The 18,547-nt window shown below is 69.4% G+C and carries 15 protein-coding genes; 12 read left to right on the forward strand and 3 right to left on the reverse strand.

Annotated features, from left to right (window positions below):
• Window positions 1–240 precede the first annotated feature (240 nt).
• On the forward strand, window positions 241–1,146 hold the full coding sequence (locus AAGI91_01700) for a DivIVA domain-containing protein (protein MEM1041318.1): 906 nt from the start codon (window positions 241–243) through the stop codon (window positions 1,144–1,146).
• Window positions 1,147–1,223: 77 nt separating this feature from the next.
• Window positions 1,224–2,048 carry a purine-nucleoside phosphorylase gene (locus AAGI91_01705; GenBank protein MEM1041319.1) on the forward strand — a complete coding sequence of 275 codons (825 nt, stop codon included), beginning with the start codon at window positions 1,224–1,226 and terminating at the stop codon, window positions 2,046–2,048.
• A gap of 44 nt (window positions 2,049–2,092) precedes the next feature.
• On the opposite strand, the gene AAGI91_01710 is transcribed toward AAGI91_01705, so the two are convergent.
• Entirely contained in the window at window positions 2,093–3,868 is a 1,776-nt protein-coding gene (locus AAGI91_01710) for a T9SS type A sorting domain-containing protein (GenBank protein ID MEM1041320.1), read from the reverse strand.
• A gap of 189 nt (window positions 3,869–4,057) precedes the next feature.
• A complete protein-coding gene (locus AAGI91_01715) occupies window positions 4,058–4,318 on the reverse strand; it encodes a T9SS type A sorting domain-containing protein (GenBank protein MEM1041321.1) in 261 nt (86 codons plus the stop codon).
• 272 nt (window positions 4,319–4,590) lie between these two features.
• On the opposite strand from AAGI91_01715, the gene AAGI91_01720 reads away from it, so the two are divergent.
• From AAGI91_01720 to AAGI91_01735, 4 genes are all read left to right on the forward strand, one after another.
• Complete coding sequence (locus tag AAGI91_01720; GenBank protein MEM1041322.1) at window positions 4,591–5,274, forward strand: hypothetical protein; 684 nt, start codon at window positions 4,591–4,593, stop codon at window positions 5,272–5,274.
• Between the two features lie 92 nt (window positions 5,275–5,366).
• Complete coding sequence (gene ileS, locus AAGI91_01725) at window positions 5,367–8,624, forward strand: isoleucine--tRNA ligase (protein MEM1041323.1); 3,258 nt, start codon at window positions 5,367–5,369, stop codon at window positions 8,622–8,624.
• A gap of 55 nt (window positions 8,625–8,679) precedes the next feature.
• On the forward strand, window positions 8,680–9,105 hold the full coding sequence (locus AAGI91_01730; protein ID MEM1041324.1) for a TraR/DksA C4-type zinc finger protein: 426 nt from the start codon (window positions 8,680–8,682) through the stop codon (window positions 9,103–9,105).
• 82 nt (window positions 9,106–9,187) lie between these two features.
• On the forward strand, window positions 9,188–9,898 hold the full coding sequence (locus tag AAGI91_01735) for a signal peptidase II (protein MEM1041325.1): 711 nt from the start codon (window positions 9,188–9,190) through the stop codon (window positions 9,896–9,898).
• Window positions 9,899–10,040: 142 nt separating this feature from the next.
• Here AAGI91_01735 and AAGI91_01740 read toward each other — a convergent pair whose 3' ends face one another.
• The gene (locus AAGI91_01740) at window positions 10,041–10,910 is read right to left on the reverse strand and encodes a hypothetical protein (protein ID MEM1041326.1); all 870 of its coding nucleotides are present in this window, start codon (window positions 10,908–10,910) and stop codon (window positions 10,041–10,043) included.
• A gap of 176 nt (window positions 10,911–11,086) precedes the next feature.
• On the opposite strand from AAGI91_01740, the gene lepA reads away from it, so the two are divergent.
• From lepA to AAGI91_01770, 6 genes are all read left to right on the forward strand, one after another.
• Window positions 11,087–12,889 carry a translation elongation factor 4 gene (gene lepA, locus AAGI91_01745; protein MEM1041327.1) on the forward strand — a complete coding sequence of 601 codons (1,803 nt, stop codon included), beginning with the start codon at window positions 11,087–11,089 and terminating at the stop codon, window positions 12,887–12,889.
• Window positions 12,890–12,960: 71 nt separating this feature from the next.
• Window positions 12,961–13,770 (forward strand): hypothetical protein, encoded by an 810-nt coding sequence (locus AAGI91_01750; GenBank protein ID MEM1041328.1) that lies wholly within the window; start codon window positions 12,961–12,963, stop codon window positions 13,768–13,770.
• A 39-nt stretch (window positions 13,771–13,809) separates the two neighbouring features.
• Window positions 13,810–14,943 carry a signal peptidase I gene (lepB, locus tag AAGI91_01755; protein ID MEM1041329.1) on the forward strand — a complete coding sequence of 378 codons (1,134 nt, stop codon included), beginning with the start codon at window positions 13,810–13,812 and terminating at the stop codon, window positions 14,941–14,943.
• On the forward strand, window positions 14,940–15,989 hold the full coding sequence (gene lepB / locus AAGI91_01760; GenBank protein ID MEM1041330.1) for a signal peptidase I: 1,050 nt from the start codon (window positions 14,940–14,942) through the stop codon (window positions 15,987–15,989). Before lepB (AAGI91_01755) ends, lepB (AAGI91_01760) begins: the two co-directional genes overlap by 4 nt.
• Before the next feature lie 54 nt (window positions 15,990–16,043).
• Window positions 16,044–17,456 carry an aminopeptidase P family protein gene (locus tag AAGI91_01765; protein ID MEM1041331.1) on the forward strand — a complete coding sequence of 471 codons (1,413 nt, stop codon included), beginning with the start codon at window positions 16,044–16,046 and terminating at the stop codon, window positions 17,454–17,456.
• Window positions 17,457–17,569: 113 nt separating this feature from the next.
• A complete protein-coding gene (locus AAGI91_01770; protein MEM1041332.1) occupies window positions 17,570–18,520 on the forward strand; it encodes a DnaJ C-terminal domain-containing protein in 951 nt (316 codons plus the stop codon).
• The last annotated feature ends 27 nt before the right edge of the window (window positions 18,521–18,547 follow it).

An 18,547-nucleotide genomic window follows, 5' to 3' on the forward strand; every position in this document is an offset into this window, starting at 1 on the left:
GTGTGGGAGTGTGGGAGTCAAGCAAAACCACGAAAACTACTGAGCCCCGTGCGCTCTGCGCCAACGATCTTCGCCCATCCGCCCATCCGCCCATCCGCCCATCCGCCCATCCGCCCATCCGCCCATCCGCCCCATTCCTCCCATTCTGCGCCACAGGCGCACCCCAGGCCTCCACGCCGAAAAATCCCTCCGTACCTTCCCTCCGTACCTCCAGCCCTTCCCCTCCCAACCCCGCCTCCGATGAAGCTGACGCCGCTCGACATCCGCACGCACGAGTTCGCCCGCAAGGTCCGGGGCTACGACCCCGACGAGGTCCGGGCCTTCACCGAGATGGTCTCGCGCCAGTGGGAGGAGATGCAGGAGGACCTGCGCCGCGCCGAGGACCGGGTGCGGGAGATCGAGGGCAAGATCACGCACTACGAGAAGATCGAGGAGGCGCTGCAGGAGGCCCTCGCCACGTCTCGTGAGGGAGCCAAGCGGACCCAGGCGAACGCCGAGGAGCGCGCCCGCCTGATCGTCGAGGAGGCCGAACTCAAGGCCGAGCAGATCACGCAGGAGGCCGGGCAGAAGCACCACCAGCTTCGCCACGAGGTCGCCCAGCTCGCCCACCGCCACGACGAGATTACGGCCCGCCTGCGGCACTTCCTGATGTCCGAACTCGAAATCCTCGCCCGCCACGAGGACGACAAGCCGATCGGGTTTATGAAGCTCATGCCGTCGGCTCCGGCCGAAGCCCTGCCGAGCGTGTCGCCCCCGGCGCTTCCCCAGACCGAGACGCCCGTCCCGACGCCGCCAGAGCCCGCGCCACCCGTGGCGGCCGACGAGGTCTCGGTGCCCGACCCGGTCTCGGCACCCGACCCGGTCGTCCCCGCGCCTGCTGCCGCCGGCGGAGCGTCGGACGAGGCGGTATCGGACGAGACGACGTACGCCGAACTCTACGCGCGCGCCGCCGAGGCCGAGTCCAACCGCGAGGCCGACCGCCCCATCGTGGCGCTGGAGGAGCCGGAAGAGGAGGCTGAGCCGACCTGGACGCTGCGCTCCATCGTCGGCGGCGAACTGGACGAGGAGCCCCGCGAGTCCGAGCCGGCCACGGCCCCGGCCACCGAGAAGGAGCGCATCCGCCGCATCCTCGAAGACCTGGAGTAAGAGCGGACGATGGGAAGAACGGAGGAGTGGAAGAGATTGCTTCCCCGTCGGCCCCGCATCTTTCACCCCATCAGCCAATGAACACGTACCGCCGCCACGTCGAAGAGGCCGTCTCGGTCATCCGCAACCAGACCGGCGTCGAGGCCCGCATCGGGCTGATCCTCGGGACCGGCCTCGGCGCGCTCGCGGAGGAGATTGAAGCCGAGGCCACGGTTCCGTACGACGCGATCCCGAACTTCCCGCTCTCGACGGTCGAGAGCCACCACGGGCGGCTGATCGCCGGGCGGCTCGGCGGGGTGCCGGTGTGGGCGATGCAGGGGCGCTTCCACCTCTACGAGGGCTACGGGCCGAAGGAGATCACCTTCCCCGTCCGCGTCCTCGCCGCGCTCGGCGTCGAGACGCTCCTCATCTCGAACGCGGCCGGGGGCATGAACCCGCACTTCCGGCGCGGCGACCTGATGCTGGTCACGGACCACATCAACCTCCAAGGCGCGAATCCGCTCGTCGGGCCGAACGACGACGGCTGGGGGCCGCGCTTCCCCGACATGAGCATGCCCTACGACGAGGACCTGCGGGACCTCGCCGAAGCGGCCGCGCTGGAGCAGGCGGTCAAGCTCCAGCAGGGCGTCTACGTCGCCGTCGAGGGTCCCAACCTCGAAACCCGTGCCGAGTACCGCTTCCTCCGCCTCGTCGGGGCCGACGCCGTCGGGATGAGCACGGTCCCCGAGGTCATCGTCGCCCGGCACCAAGGGCTGCGGTGCCTCGCCATCTCGGTCGTCACTGACGAGTGCTTCCCCGACGCGCTCGAACCGGTCTCGATTGCCGACGTGCTCGCCGCCGCCGCCGAGGCCGAGCCCAAGCTGACGGCCGTCATGCGCGCCGTCGTACAAAAAGTGGGGTAGGCGCGCTCGGCACCTACCCCACCTCTGGTTGGCGGCACCTCAGCCTAGCGCGTCAACGTGAGCGTCTGGGTCTCGACCACGCCGCCGGCCTCCAGGCGCACGAGGTACGTCCCCGCCGCGAGGGCGCTGCCGTCGAAGGCTGCGGTATGCGGCCCGGCCTCGCGCGCGCCCTCGGCGAGCACTGCCACCTCGCGGCCGAGCACGTCGAAGACCACCAAGCGCACCGCCGCCGCCTCGGCCAGCGCGAAGGCCACCTCGGCCCGGCCCGCCGTCGGGTTCGGGTACGCGGTGAGGCCCGTCACCTCCGCCGTGGCCGTGGCGACCGGCGCGCCGTCCTCGGTCCACGGCGTGGCCTCGATGACCGACCACGCCGGCGTGCCTGGCCGCGCGGCGCCCTGGACCGTGACGGTGAGCACCTCGGTGTCGACGCTCTGGCCGAAGGCCTGGCCGATGGCGAAGGTGAGCTCGTAGGCCCCCTCGGGCGCGGCCGAGGGGACAGCAATCTGGGCAGCTAGGAGGAGGGTCTGCCCGGCCGGGACCGTGCCGCTCTGGACGACCTGCTGCGCGACGACGTTGCCGTTTCGCCGAGCGGTGAAGAAAAAGTCACCGCTGGCGGCGCTGCCAGTGTTGTTGGCGACGGTGTAGACGATGGGGAGGGCTGCGCCGGGTGCGACGGAGGGGGGGGCTGTCACGGTGAGGGCGAAGCCCCCGGCGAGCGGGGCGCCGCTGAAGTTGCCGATCGCAGGCTCGTTGCCGCGCTGGCTCGGTGCGCCCGCAATGTCGGAGCAGCTCAGAAGCCCGGTGCCGTCGTTGGAGCAGAGCTGTGCCGGCCGGTTGAAGGCGGCAATCGCGAGGTCCGCGTCGCCGTCGTCGTCGAGGTCGCCGGCGGCGAGGCCGTTGCCGTTGAACTCGGAGTTGGCGATGTCGGTGCACGAGAAGCTGCCCGTGCCGTCACCGAAGCAGACAAGGCTCGGCCCGGGGAAGAGGTTCGAGAAGGCGACGTCGATGTTGCCGTCGCCGTCGAAGTCGGCGGCGTCGCTGCCGCGGCTTTCGTCTTCGGTGCCGGGGATCGTCGAGCAGGAGAAGCTGCCCGCGCCGTCGCCGAGGCAGATGCGGTTGAGGTCGGCCCCGCCGAAGGCGAGGTCGGCATTACCGTCGTTGTCGGCGTCGAGCGCCGAGACGGCGTAGTACGTGGTGGTGTCCGGCGCGATGTCGTTGCAGGTAAACGCGCCGGTGCCGTCGTTCTCGCAGTAGGTGTCGGGCGTGCCGAAGGGATTGCCGCGCTCGGCGACAGCGAGGTCGAGGTCGCCGTCGTTGTCCGCGTCGAAGGTCGTGATGCCGAGCGAGGTCTCGCCGTCGGTGGTGTACGCCGCGCAGGTGAAGCCCGCGCTGCCGTCGTTCGTGCAGAGCCGGTTGGGACCGAACCCGATGGCGAGCGCGAGGTCGAGGTCGCCGTCGCCGTCGGCGTCGAAGGCATCGAGGTCGTAGACCGTCGGGTTGCCGCCGGGCAGGTTCGAGCAGGTAAACGTGCCGGGGCCATCGTTGATGCAGAGCTCGCTGGCTTGGAAGAAGCTGCCCGCCACCACGTCGTCGTCGCCGTCGCCGTCGAAGTCGCCGGCAGTAGCGCTCAGCGAGAACCCGTTGCGCGTCGAGACCTGCGCGCAGGCGAGGGTACCGGTGCCGTCGTCGGTACAGACTTGGTTCGGCTCGCCCTGGTTGGCGAAGAACACGCCCGGCACCTGAGCCGTGGCGGGGAGGGAGGCCAGCGCAAAGAACAGCAGCGCGAAGGCAGAGAGGGAGGAGAGCGAGGCAAGACGCATGAGAAGCTCCGGTTGGATGGAGAGGTAAGGGGGAGATCAAGTATAGGAGCAACAGTCGAGAGAAGCTAGTGGTTTAGACCCTGTCCACCGTCCACCTTCAGCGCATCGCTGGATGGGTGGATCACACAGCAAAAAAGTGGGGTAGGCGCGCTCGGCACCTACCCCACCTAGTAACACGTCAGCGCCGAGCTAGCGCGTCAGCGTCAGCGCCTGCGTCTCGACTACGCCGCCGGCCTCCAGCCGCACCAGGTACGTCCCGGCGGCCAGCCCGCTGCCGTCGAAGGCCGCCGCGTGCGGCCCCGCCTCGCACACGCCCTCGGCCAAGACCGCCACGGCGCGCCCGAGCACGTCGAAGACCACCAGCCGCACCGCTGCACGCTCGGCCAGTCCGAAGGCCACCGTCGCCGCGCCTGCCGTCGGGTTCGGGTACGGCGCGGCGAGGCCTGTCACCCCGGGCGCGGCACCGACGGCAGCGAGCGGCGCGTCGCAAGCCGAACCACGTGGGCCCCGTCGAAGGCCCCGACCTTGATCGGGCTACTGGGAAAGAGGGGGGCAGACGGGCAGGAGTATACCGTGCGAAGGTGTAGCGAAGACGCGCCTCCAGCCCCAATCTGCCGTGCGCTTTTGGCGCAGGTCCGGCCCGAGAGCGAATCGCTGGTATCTTCGCCGCCATTCGACCTTCGACATTCGACCTTCGACATTCGCTCCTCGGCACTTTCAGGATGGACGACATCTGGGACGAACACCGGTGGGAGGACTTCCTCCGCGAGAGCGACCGCCGCACGGACCTCTACATGCGGTACTGGGACCAGTACGTCCGCCGCATCCCGCCGCCGCCCGAGGACGCCCCCGAGGCTGCGCGGGAAGCCTGGGAGCGCGGCCTCCACGCCTACCTCGCCCGCAAGATGGGCTGGGACCAGCACGACGGCGACCTCCCGCTCTGGCTCGAGGACTTCGACGCCGAGCCGGAGGACGACGGCGAGGCCTGGAAAGCCGGGCTGGGCGAGGCGTACCCCGAGGCCCAGGACGTGCGCGACCTCCCGCTCTACCAGCGCGCCTTCGCCTTCGGCTCGACGGTGATGGACTGGGCCGAGACCGTGCCGGAGGGAGACAAGGACACTGTCTTTGTGGACTTCTGCTCGAACGCGCTCCAGGTCGGCGCGAAGGTGGCCGGGGGGCACGGCATGGGGTACGACCTCGAAGCGCTCGGCGGCAACATCGCCGTCACGAAGCGGGGGCTGCACGCGGCCAACCGGGCGCTTGCCGCGCTCCAGCAGCTCCGCCGCGAGCCGTTCATGGAGGAGGCCACCTACCGGCGGCTCTACGAGCAGACCTACGAGGTCCGCAACGCCGTCGGCCTGCACGTCCAGCACCTCCGCGAGCGCTTCGAGCGCGGCGTCGAGTAGGAGACCTCCTGCTGGTTAGGCAACGAACCCTTCACAGGAGAGGGCGAGAGGGCCTTCGTATCTTCCAGGCCCCCTTTTTCGCCCCACAGCCCATGCCGCGCTACCCCGACGCCAAAGGATTCGACCACGCCGCCGCCGAGGAGCAGACGCTCCAGTGGTGGGACCAGCACGACGTGTTCGCCCAGAGCCTCGCCCAGCGTGAGGGCGCGCCCCACTTCGTCTTCTACGAGGGCCCGCCGACGGCGAACGGCAAGCCGGGCATCCACCATGTGATGGCCCGGACGATCAAGGACCTCTTCTGCCGCTACCGCACGATGAAGGGCTTCCGCGTCGACCGCAAAGGCGGCTGGGACACCCACGGCCTGCCGGTCGAGATCGAGGTCGAGAAGGCGCTCGGGCTGGAGGGGCGGCACGAGATCGGGCCGGACGGAAAAATCTCCATCGAGGCGTACAACGCCGCCTGCCGCGAGAGCGTCCTCCGGTACAAAGACCTCTGGGACGACCTCACGCGGCGCATGGGCTACTGGGTCGACCTCTCGGACCCGTACATCACCTTCGAGAACGACTACATCGAGTCCGTCTGGGCGCTCCTCAAAGCCATCGCCGAGCGGCAGACTGCTGACGGCGAGTCGTTCCTCTACCGGGGCCACAAGATCCAGTGGTACAGCCCCGGCTCGGGGACGGTGCTCTCGTCGCACGAGGTCTCGCTGGGCTACGAGGAGGTGCAGGACCCCTCGGTCTACGTCCGCTTCCCGGTCGAGGGCGAGCCGGACACCTCCTTCCTCGCGTGGACCACGACGCCGTGGACGCTCGTCTCGAACACGGCGCTCGCGGTCGGGGAGGGGATCGACTACGTGAAGGTGCGGGCTGAAAGAGCGGAAGCGGGGAAGAACGGAAGCGGGGAAGAGTTTCTGTACCTCGCCGAAGCGCTGCTCGGCACCCTCGGCGGCGAGCACGAGGTCGTCGAGCGGATCACCGGCCGCGACCTCGTCGGCAAGACCTACCGGCCCGTCTTCGACACCTTTGCCGATCACCCCGAGGCCGACCGGGCGTGGCGCGTCGTCCCCGCGCACTTCGTCTCGACCGAGGACGGTACTGGGATCGTCCATATGGCCCCCGCTTTCGGCGCGGACGACTTCGTGGTCGGGCAGCGCGAGGACCTGCCGCTCTTCAACCCGGTCACCCCGGACGGACGCTTCACCGACGCCATGCCGCTCGTCGAAGGGCAGTGGTTCAAGGACGCCGACAAGGCGCTCGCCCGCGACCTGCGCGAGCGCGGCCTGCTCTACCGCCACGAGACCTACCTCCACAACTACCCCCACGACTGGCGCAAGGGCACGCCGCTGATGTCGTACCCGGTCGAGAGCTGGTTCATCCGCACGACCGCGATCAAGGACCGCCTCGTCGAACTCAACCAGACCATCAACTGGCAGCCGGAGGGCATCGGGACCGGGCGCTTCGGGCAGTGGCTGGAGGGGAACGTCGACTGGGCGCTCAGCCGGATGCGCTACTGGGGTACCCCGCTCCCGGTCTGGGTGAGCGACCGCGACCCCGACGACTACGTCGTGATCGGCTCGCTCGGCGAGCTGCGCGAGAAGGCGGTGCTGCGCGACAGCGTGGTCGACCTGCACCGGCCGTTCGTGGACGAGATCACCTGGCCCGCGCCCGGCGGCGGGACCTACCGCCGCGTCCCCGACCTGATCGACGTCTGGTTCGACTCCGGGGCGATGCCGTTCGCGCAGTGGCACTACCCGTTTGAGAACCACGAGACGTTCGCGCGCAACTTCCCCGCCGACTTCATCGCCGAGGGGGTCGACCAGACGCGCGGGTGGTTCTACACGCTTCACGCGATTGCCGCGCTCGTCGAGGACTCGGTCGCCTACAAAAACGTCGTCGTCAACGGCCTCGTCCTCGACGAGAAGGGCGAGAAGATGTCCAAGACAAAGGGCAACACGGTCGATCCCTTCGCCACGATTGACCGCCACGGGGCCGACCCGGTGCGGTGGACGCTGATGAGCGCGAGCGCGCCGTGGGAGAGCCTCCGCTACTCCGACCGCGCCGTCGAGGAGACCAAGCGCAAGTTCTTCTCGACCGTCACCAACACCTACAGCTTCTTCGCCACCTACGCGAACCTCGACGGCTTCGCCTACGGCGGCGACCCCACGCCGCTCGCCGAGCGCACCGAGCTCGACCGCTGGATCCTCTCGCGCCTGGGCACGACCGTCGGGGCCGTCGACGCCGCCTTCGGTGCGTACCACCCGACGCAGGCCGCGCGGGCGATGGAGACCTTCGCCGACGACCTCTCGAACTGGTACCTCCGCCGCAGCCGCCGCCGCTTCTGGAAGGGGTCATCCGACCCCCACTCGATGGATGTGGACAAACGAGCGGCCTATGAAACCACCTACGAGTGCCTGACGACGCTCGCCAAGCTGATGGCTCCGCTCGCGCCGTTCTACGCCGAGTGGCTGTGGGGTGCGCTCCGCTCGGACGACGCGCCGGCCTCCGTTCACCTCGCCGATTTTCCAGCGGTGGATGAGGCCGCCGTCGACGCCGCGCTCGAAGACCGGATGGCGCTCGCCCGGACCGTCGCCTCCATCACGCTCGCGCTCCGCAACGAGGCCGGAATCAACGTCCGGCAGCCGCTCGGCGCGCTCTCGGTCGTCACCGGGACGGCAGGCGTCGACGAAGCGACCCTGCGCTCGGTCGAAGGCATCGTCCTCGACGAGGTCAACGTCAAGCGGATCGACGCCACCCGTTCGGACAGCGGCCTCGTGGCGAAGTCGGCCAGGCCCAACTTCAAGGCGCTCGGGCGCCGGCTCGGGCCGCTGATGAAAGCCGCGAATGCAGCCATCCGCGCCCTCGGTGCCGACGCCATCAGCCGCTACGAAACCGAGGGTTCGCTCACGCTCGACCTGGAGGGTCCCAGCGGGACCCGCGAGGCCGTTGCGTTCAGGCCAGGCGACATCGACATCGCAAGCGAAGGGATCGAGGGCCACCTCGTCGGGCAAGAAGGACCGGTGACCGTCGCTCTCGACACGACCATCACGGACGCGCTGCGCGACGAGGGCGTCATGCGCGAGTTCGTCAACCGGGTTCAGAACTTGCGCAAGACCGCCGCGTTCGCGGTGGCGGACCGGATTTTCGTTACCTTCCGCGCCCCGGACGCGTTGGCAGACGCCATTCGCGCCCACGCCGACACCATTCGGAACGAGACGCTGGCCGAGCGGCTGAGCGCCTCGGACGTGCCGAGCGGCGACGCGGTGGAAACCTTCGAGATCGGCGGCGAGCCGGTCGAGATCGGCGTCCGCCGGGTCGGGGCGGAAGAGACCGCCGCTGCCGAACGGCGCTGACCCCATCTAGCTGACCCATCTAATTGATTGCCGGCGCACGCCGCCGGCCCATGCTATGAGCAAGAGCGAAGACGTGAGCGGAACCCCGGCCCCCGAGGCTAACGGCACGCAGCGGCGGACACCGTTCTCGGACGAGGAGCTCGCCGAGTTCGGCGACCTCATCATCCAGAAGCGCGACAGCGCCGTCGAAGACATCGAGGCGATGCGGGCGCAGATCGAGGACGCGCGCGAGCACGAGAGCGACTCCGCCTACAGCTTCCACATGGCCGACGCCGGCACCGACGCGATGGAGCGCGAGAAGCTCTACCTGATGATCGCCCGGCAGCAGAAGTACGTCGGCTACCTGGAGCGCGCCCTCGAACGGATCGAGAACAAGACTTACGGCGTCTGCAAGGTCACCGGCAAGCCGATCGCCAAAGAGCGCCTCCGCGCCGTACCCCACACCGAGATCTCCATCGACGCGAAGCGCAAGCAAAAGTAGTCCGATTTTAGATTTCTGATTGCCGATTTGCGATTGGGAAGCCTGTACAATCGAAAATCTCCAGTCCCGAATCCGAAATCGAATGCGCGTTCTCTGGGTCTCGTTCGCCATCCTCGTCGTCGACCAGCTCACGAAGCTGTGGATCCACACGTCGATGTTCACCGGCGAGTCGATCCCCCTGGTCGGCGACGTGCTCAAGCTGACCTACACGACGAACCCCGGCATGGCCTTCGGGCTGGAGCTCGGCTCGAAGCTCTTTCTGACGCTCTTCTCGATTGCCGCGACGGTCCTGATCGTCATCTACCTGTGGGTGGTACGCAAGGGACCGTGGGGCTACCGGCTCTCGCTCGCGCTCATCATCGGCGGGGCGTTCGGCAACATCATCGACCGCGTCTTCTACGGTGTCCTCGGCATCACCGGCGGCGGCACCGGCCGGCTCTTCCACGGCGAGGTCGTGGACTTCATCCACGTCGACCTCTGGCGCGGTTTCCTCCCCGAGTGGATCCCGTTCTTCGGCGGCAACTTCCTCGCCCTGTTCCCGATCTGGAACGTCGCCGACATGGCAATCGTGGTCGGCGTCGCGGCGATCATCGTCTTCCAGCGGCGCTTCCACGAGGGCCTCGTGCGGGCGGCCGAAGCGGAGAAAGCGGAGGCAGAGAAAGCAGAGGCCCCGCTGGCCGATCCCGCCGTACCGGCTGCGGCCGAGCCGGTGACGCTCGACGCGCCGCCGGTCGCGGAGCCGTCGGCGGTGGAGGAGCCGGCCGCGCCGAAGACCGCGCCGCCGGAAGCCTAAAAGTGGTGGTAGAACTCCGCAGCTTGTCGTTGCGAGAAGCGAAGGGACTTGTCCCGTAGCGACGTGGCAACCTCCTCGGGAGTGCTTACGTCGGGAGATCGCTCCGCTCCGCTCGCTACGACAGGCGCCTTTGCAACAGGTTTTAGTCGCCCATCCGCTCAGCGAAGGCGTCGGCGAAGCGCTCGGGCGAGGCCGCGTCGTAGGGGAAGTAGAGCGACGGCTCGATCAGCTCGACCTCCATCAGCGCGAAGCCCCCATCACGGCTCACACGGTCGAGGCGCACGAAGTCAGTCCGGGCGTAGAGTGGGCGCGGGGTGAGGCTGGCGAAGATGGCGTCGGAGACCGCGCGCAGCGCCGGCTCCGGCGTAGCCGCGCGGAGGGTGCTGCCGTGCTCCTCCTGCACGCGGAAGTCGCCGGACGCGGGCGTCTTGAGGATGGCGTGGCTGTAGGCGTCGCCGAAGTAAAACAGCGAAAACTCGCCCTCGCGCACGACGGCCGGGACGAACGGCTGCACCAGGCACGCCCGGTCCGCAAACAGGCTGAGGGCCTTACCGGACGGTGCGCCGCGCGGCAGCCGAAACGTGTCGTCCGCGTTCGCCCCGACGACCGGTTTGACGACCAGTTCGTCCGTGCCGAAGGCGTCGTAGAGCACCGGGAGGTCAGCCGCGTTGAGCCGGCCCAGCCACCGGGTGGGGACGATGGGGAAGCCGCGCGCTTCGAGGTCGCGGAGGTAGGTCTTGCGCGCGTTCCAGCGCATCAGCGCGAGCGGGTTCTCCAGGCGCGCCGCCGAGCGGTCAATCGCTTCCAGGACGGCGAAGAACGCCTCCGGCTCGGCGTGGTAGTCCCACGGCGAGCGGACGACGACGGCCTCGTACACGTCCCAGTCGGCCTCGGCGCGCCACGAGACTTCGTCGACCTGCCAGCCGCGCCGGGCGAGCGGGTCGTGGAGGAGGCGGTCGTAGGTGACGAAGGCGTCGAGCGCGTCTGTCGTCAGAAAGGCGCAGCGTCGCATCGAATTCGGCGTGGGAGTGAGGCTGGAAGCTAGGGACGGGTGAGGGAGCGGCAGGGGGCCTAGCCCCGGAAGCCGGCCGGGTTCGTCGGTATATTCACGGCCCCGGTCGAACTGCCGCCGCACCGTGCGGTTGACCCCGGACCCTCGACGCCCGACTCCTAGACTCCCGACGCCTGGTGGACCAGCAGCGCATCCGCAACTTCTGCATCATCGCCCACATCGACCACGGGAAGAGCACCCTGGCCGACCGGATGCTGGAGGCTACGGGCACGCTCTCCAAGCGCGAGATGCAGGACCAGGTCCTCGACTCGATGGACCTCGAGCGCGAGCGCGGCATCACGATCAAGAGCCACGCGATCCGGATGAACTACACCGCGGCCGACGGGGAGGAGTACGTCCTCAACCTGATCGACACGCCGGGGCACGTCGACTTCTCCTACGAGGTCAGCCGCGCGCTCAACGCGTGCGAGGGCGCGATCCTCGTCGTCGACGCCGCGCAGGGGATCGAGGCGCAGACGATCGCCAACCTCTACCAGGCGATCAACGTCGACCTCGAAATCATCCCGGTCCTCAACAAGATCGACCTGCCGAGTGCCCGCCCGGAGCTCGTCGCCCAGACCGTCACCGACCTCATCGGCGGCGAGCCGGAGGACGTGCTCCACGTCAGCGCGAAGACCGGCATGGGGATCGAGGGCGTGCTCGAAGCCGTCGTCGACCGCATCCCGCCGCCGAGCGGCAATCCCGAGGCCCCGCTCCAGGGCGCGATCTTCGACTCGGTCTTCGACCAGTACCGGGGCGCCGTCGCCTACGTCCGCATCGTCGACGGGACCCTCGACCAGGGCGACCCGATCCTCTTCATGGCGACCGACAAGCGGTACTTCGCCGAGGAGATCGGCGTGCTCAAGCTCGGGATGGAGAAGGTCAAGACGCTCCGCGCCGGCGAGGTCGGCTACGTCATCGGCAGCGTCAAGGACGTGCGCGACGCCCGCGTCGGCGACACGATCACGAATCCCAAGCGGCCCGCCGCCGCGCCGGTCCCCGGCTTCCGCGAGGTCAAGCCGATGGTCTTCTCCGGCATCTACCCGACGGACTCGGCCGACTTCGAGGACCTCCGCGCCTCGCTCGACAAGCTCCAGCTCAACGACGCCGCGCTCACCTACGAGCCCGAGACGAGCGCTGCACTCGGCTTCGGCTTCCGCGTCGGCTTCCTCGGGATGCTCCACATGGAGATTGTCCAGGAGCGCCTCGACCGCGAGTTCGACCTCGACATCATCACGACGCTCCCCAACGTCCGCTACACGGTCGAACTCACCGACGGCTCGACGACCGAGGTCTCCAGCCCGAGCGAGCTCCCGCCTATCGGCAGCATCGCCGAGATCCGCGAGCCCTACATCCGGGCGCAGATCATCACCCCGACGGACTACATCGGCTCGCTGATGACGCTGTGCCAGGACCGCCGCGGGAGCTACGTCAACACCAACTACCTCGACACCGAGCGCGTCGACCTCCAGTACGAACTCCCGCTCGGCGAGGTCGTCTTCGACTTCTACGACAAGCTCAAGTCCGTCAGCCGGGGCTATGCGAGTCTCGACTACGAGGTTCTCAACGAGCGGACCTCCAACCTCGTCAAGCTCGACGTCCTCCTCAACGGCGACCCCGTCGACGCGCTCTCGACGATCGTCCACCGCGAGAAGGCGTACGAGATGGGCCGCAAGCTGACAGCCAAGCTCCGCCAGCTCATCCCGAAGCAGCTCTACGACGTGGCGATCCAGGCCGCGATCGGCAACAAGGTCATCGCCCGCGAGACGGTCAAGGCGCTGCGCAAGGACGTGACGGCCAAGTGCTACGGCGGCGACATCACGCGCAAGCGCAAGCTCCTCGAAAAGCAGAAGGAGGGCAAGCGGCGCATGAAGCAGGTCGGCTCGGTCGAGGTCCCGCAGGAAGCCTTCCTCGCGGTGCTCTCGATGGACGAGGGGTGAGGATGGCGCGGCGTCGGGGCATGCTTCGTAGGGGTTTGATTAATCAAACCCCTACCGCACTTCTCTTCCTCATGCTGGTCCCAGCCGCTCGGGCCCAAACCCTCGCCGAAGAACTGCAGGCGCAGCGGGCGGCGGTGCGGAGCGCCGAGCTCGTCGCCGAAATGGGCCTGGCGACGGAGGCGTGGGGGCCGGTGGAGATCGCGCCGGATGCCGAGCCCAGCGCGTCGGCCTCGCTCCTGTTCTGGTGGCTCCCCCGAAGCCGCACGCCCCGCGTCGCCGTGGACTCGTTTCCGCCGGTCCGGCCTGCGGTCGAAGCAGCACCCGAGCCCGAGCCGGTGCCGCTCACCGAGATCGCGTGGGACCGCGTCGCGCCGAGCGAGCAGGGAGCGTTCCTGGACCGCTTCCGCGAGGCGCTCTGGACGGTCGAGGGCATGACCTTCTTCACCCCGCTCGACACGATCCCGACGCCGGAGCTGCGTGCGCGCCTGAACACGCACTTCGGCGCGCCGACGCGGACGGCCGTCGCCCGCGGCGTTCGGGGCTTCGAGGGCAGCAGCTTCGTGCAATTTGAGTACTGGTTCGTCGTTAACGACTCGATTCCGTTCGTCGCGCTCGACATCGACGGGCCGTACGGCCGTGGCCTCGTGCTCGCGGGCGACTTCGAGCACAAGCCGCACCTGGGGCCCCTCAAGCGCGACCTGACCGCGGTGCTGCTGCGCCCACGCCCGCTCATGCCCTACGTCGACTACTACCAAATCCGCGAGCGCAACCAGTGGGTGCGCACTGGGTATGACGGGGACGAGTATTATGTGGTCGAGATCGAGCGCCCGCGCTGGGCGCGGCGGCGCTCCGGGACGGGGCAGTGGTACCTGTTCCGCTAGCCGCCTGTCCGACCGTATTCACCTTTCGGCCCCCGTCCGTTGAGCACTCCGACCCAAACGAAGAAGAAAGCCGCACGCGAGCGCGAGGCCGCCCGCGCCAAGCGCAAGGCCGAGCGCGAGGCCGCCCGCAACGGCAAAGCCGGCGCGAAAGGCGGCAAGCGGAAGGAGGGTTGGAAAGAGACCCTGCGGTTCTGGGGCTGGGCCATCCTCATCGTGCTCGTCGTCCGCGCCTTCCTCGTCGAGCCGTTCCGCATCCCGACGCCGTCGATGGAGGACACGCTCCTTGTCGGCGACTTTCTGTTCGTCTCGAAGGTCCACTACGGGGCCCGCACGCCGAACACGATCTGCGTCCCGTTCATCGGCAAGCCGTGCCTGCCGGGCGTCGAGCTGCCGCAGACGCGCCTGCCGGGCTTCTCCGAGGTCAAGCGCGGCGACGTGGCGGTCTTCAACTACCCGCCGGAGACGGGGCCCATCGAGCGGCGGACGCCCTACATCAAGCGCCTCGTCGGGATGCCGGGCGACACGGTGCGGCTGCTCGACAAGGTGCTCTACGTGGGCGGCGAGCGCTACCTGCTCAGCGAGACGCAGCAGCAGTGGTGGGAGGTCTCGCCCTCCGGCAACGCAGGCGTGCCCCGCGCCCGCGTCGAAGAGGCCGGGGCCGACCTCCTCGGGCCGGTCCCGAACACGAACCGGGTGATCGTCACCGCCACGCCGCAGGCGGCCGAGGCGCTGAGGGCGCTGCCGTACGTCGCCTCGGTCGAGGGCTACGCCTTCCCCGAGGGCCAGCGGACGGACGGCATCTTCCCGGCCGGCAGCGGCTTCAACCGCGACAACTACGGCCCCCTCGCCGTGCCGAAGGCCGGCGAGACGGTCGCGCTGACGGCCGCGTCCTGGCCCGTGCTGCGCGAGGTCATCACTCGCCACGAAGGCCACCAGGCCGAAGCGCTCGCCGACGGGCGGTTCCGCATCGACGGCGAGATCGCGGACTCGTACACCTTCGCGCAGGACTACTACTTCGCGATGGGCGACAACCGCGACAACTCGCAGGACAGCCGGTTCTGGGGCTTCGTCCCCCACGACCACCTCGTCGGCAAGGCCGTGCTCGTGTTCTTCTCGCTCGACACGGAGCGCTTCTTCCTGCCCCGCCTGCGCGGCCTCCAGCCGATCCGATGACGACCGCGACCGAGCCCTCGCCCCCGCCGGCCGGGCGGAGCCGGCTCTGGGGTCGCGTGCGGCCGCTGCTGCTTGTCACCGCGCTCGCCCTCGGCGTGGCGCTCGGCCTCCGCCTCTTCGTCGCCGAGGCTTTCCGCATCCCGACGGCCTCGATGGAGGAGAACCTCCGCGTCGGCGACTTCCTGCTCGTCTCGAAGCTGCACTACGGGCCGCGCACGCCGGCGACCCTCGGCCTCCCGTTCTCCGAGCGCTACCTCGCCGGCGTCACGCTGCCCTCGCTCCGGCTGCCGGGCTTCGCACACGTTGAGCGCGGCGACGTGGTCGTCTTCAACCACCCGTCGGAGCGCGGGCCGGTGGAGCGGCGGACGCCCTACATCAAGCGGGTCGCGGGCCTGCCGGGCGACACGGTGTCAATCACCGGCAAAGAACTGCGCGTGGGTGCTGAGCACACGCCGCTCGGGCCGGGCATGCTGGCCGACTGGCTCGTGACGGTCGATGCGCAGCCGGCGTTTTCGCTCGACCGCTTCGGCGAGGCCGGGGTCCGGCACCGGCCTGTGCGCGAGGCCGAGGGCCTGTGGCGCGTGCGGATGACGCTGGGCCAGGCCGAGGCCGTCGCGGCGTGGGACGCCGTGCTCGACCTCCGCCCTGCGATTGCGGAGAAAGACCCGCTGCTCTTTCCGGCAGGCACGCAGCAGTCGCTCGACGCCTACGGGCCGGTCGCCGTCCCGAAGCGCGGGCAGACGGTGCAGCTTGACGGCGCGACCTGGCCGGTGCTACGCGACGTGATCGAGCGCCACGAGGGCCACACCGCCCGCCGCCTCGCCGACGGCCGGTTCGAGATCGACGGCGAGATCGTGACGGCGTACACGCCCGAGCAGGACTACTACTTCGTCCTCGGCGACAACCGCGACGACTCGTCCGACAGCCGCCGCTGGGGCTTCGTCCCCCGCGACCACCTCGTCGGCAAGGCCGTCCTGGTCTATTTCTCGTGGGACGACGAGGAGGGCAGCCCGCGCTTCGAGCGCATCGGCCGGGCGATCCGGTGACAGAGGCGTGGCGGCTATCTTCTGTTCTCCGTCCACCGTTCTCTGTCCGCCGACATGGTCCACCCCGAAGCCGCCTCGATCAGCCGCCGGTTTGCCGCCGACACCTTCCGCGCCCGCCGCGCCCAACTCCGCGAGGCCGTCGGCAGCGGGCTGATCCTGATCCCGGGCACCGGGACGGTCTGGCGCAACGCTGACAACCCGCACCCCTTCCGGCAGTCCTCGCACGTCCTCTACCTCTCTGGCACCCGGCAGCCGGGCGTCGCGCTCGTGCTCGACGCCGACACGGGCACCGACGCGCTCTTCGCGCCGCCGGACACGTTCGACGACCTCCTCTGGCACGGGCCGCACCCGTCGCCCGAGGACCACGCCGACGAAGCCGGGATCGACACGCTCCGCGACGCCGGCGATCTCCGGGGTGTGCTGGCCGAGGCGAAGCGGCAGGGGCGAGGCGTCCACTACCCGCCGCCGTTTATGCCCGGCATGCTCCTCGCCCTCGCCGACCTCCTCGGCGAGCCAGTCGAGGCGGTGCGCGAGGGGGCGTCGGAAGTGCTGGTGCGGGCGCTCGGGGAGCAGCGGCTGGCGAAGGACGCGGGCGAGGTCGCCGAGATCGAAGCCGCGCTCGGGGTGTCGGCCGAGATGGTGGCCGAGGCGATGCGGGTCGCCCGGCCCGGACGGGGCGAAGCCGAGGTGCACGCAGCGATGCTCGCCGCCGCCCACCGCCACGGGATGTCGGCCTCGTTCGAGCCGATCACGACGGTGCGCGGCGAGGTGCTCCACAACCACGCCCGCGGCAACACGCTCCGCGAGGGGCAGCTTCTCCTGCTCGACTCCGGCGTCGAGACCGCCGAGGGCTACGCGTCCGATATCACCCGGACGATCCCCGTCAGCGGCACGTTCACGGACCGGCAGCGGGCCGTCTACGAGATCGTGCTCCGCGCCGAGGAAGAGGCCATCGAAGGCGTCCGGCCCGGCGCGAACTTCCGCGCCCTCCACCTCGCGGCCGCCCGTACCCTCGCCGCCGGCCTCAAGGACCTCGGCCTGATGAAAGGGGATGTAGACGACGCCGTAGAAGCCGGGGCGCACGCGCTCTTTCTCCCCCACGGCCTCGGCCATCCGCTCGGGCTCGACGTGCACGACCTCCACGACCTCGGCGACGCGGTCGCCTATCCCGACGGCGCTCCGCGCAGCGATCAGTTCGGCCTCGCCTTCCTTCGCTTCGGACGCGACCTCGAACCAGGCCACGTCATGACGATTGAGCCGGGGTGCTACTTCATCCCGCCGCTCATCGACCGCTGGCAGACCGAAGGCCGCCACGCGGCGTTCATCGACTACGATGCCCTCGACGCCTTCCGCGGCTTCGGCGGCATCCGCATCGAAGACGACGTGCTCTGCACCGACGCCGGCCCGCGCGTCCTCGGCCCTGCCATCCCGAAGTCGGTCGCCGACGTCGAGGCCGCGATGCGCTAACGCGCAGTTTCTAGTTGGAGCGGTCGGGTCTCGGGTCTACCGAACGAGAAACGAAGAACCAGGAACTAGAAACTCAAACAGGCGGTGCCAGGTCGACACACTAGCGCACGTCCATGCCGTCTCTCCCCGACTACTACGACACCCTCGGCGTCAGCGAAGACGCCTCGGCTGCCGAGATCAAGAAGGCGTACCGCAAGCTCGCCCGCGAGTACCACCCGGACCGCAACCCGGACGACGCCGGGGCCGAGGAACAGTTCAAGGCGGTGCAGGAAGCCTACGACGCGCTCGGCGACGCGACGAAGCGCAAGCAGTACGACCAGATGCGCCGCAACCCGTTCGGCGGGCGCGGCTTCCAGGGGTTTGGGCAGGGCGAGAGCGAGGGGTACTATCAAACGCCAGACGGAACGCGCATCCGCGTCGACCCCGGCGGCTTCACGTCGGACGACGGCCTGGGCGGCTTCGGCGGGCTGGGCGATCTCTTCGGTCAGTTCTTCGGAGGCGGTGGGGCGAGCCCGTTCGGCGGCGCGCAGCACGACGTCAAGGGCGGCGACGTGGAAACCCGGCTCGGCCTCTCATTCGAGGAGGCACTGAAGGGCGGAAAGACGGAGGTGGGTTTGCCCGGCGGCGAGAAAGTCCGCATCACGATCCCGAAGGGTGTCGCCGACGGGACGCGGGTCCGGCTGCGCGGCAAAGGCCAGCCCGGCCCGACCGGCACGCGCGGCGACCTCTACCTCACCTTCAACGTCCGCCCCGACCCGCGCTTCCAGCGCGACGGCCCCAACCTCGTCACGACGGCCACGATCAACGTCGCCGAAGCCCTGCTCGGCACGACGCGGGCGATCACGACGGCCTACGGCAAGACGATCAAGGTGACGATCCCGCCCGGCACCCAGCCCGGCGAGCGGCTCCGGCTCAAAGGCCAGGGCGTCCAGACGAAAGACGCCACAGGCGCGCTCTTCGTCGAGGTCGAGGTGAGGGTCCCGGCGGCGCTTCGGGACGAGGCCGGCCTGCGGGCCTGGGCCGAAGCCGAGGGGCTCCTGGAACCGGCCGAGTCGGCGGCGTAGCAGGGACGGTAGACTGCCCTGACGGCT

The organism is Bacteroidota bacterium (assembly GCA_038746285.1).
Lineage (GTDB): Bacteria > Bacteroidota > Rhodothermia > Rhodothermales > JANQRZ01 > JANQRZ01.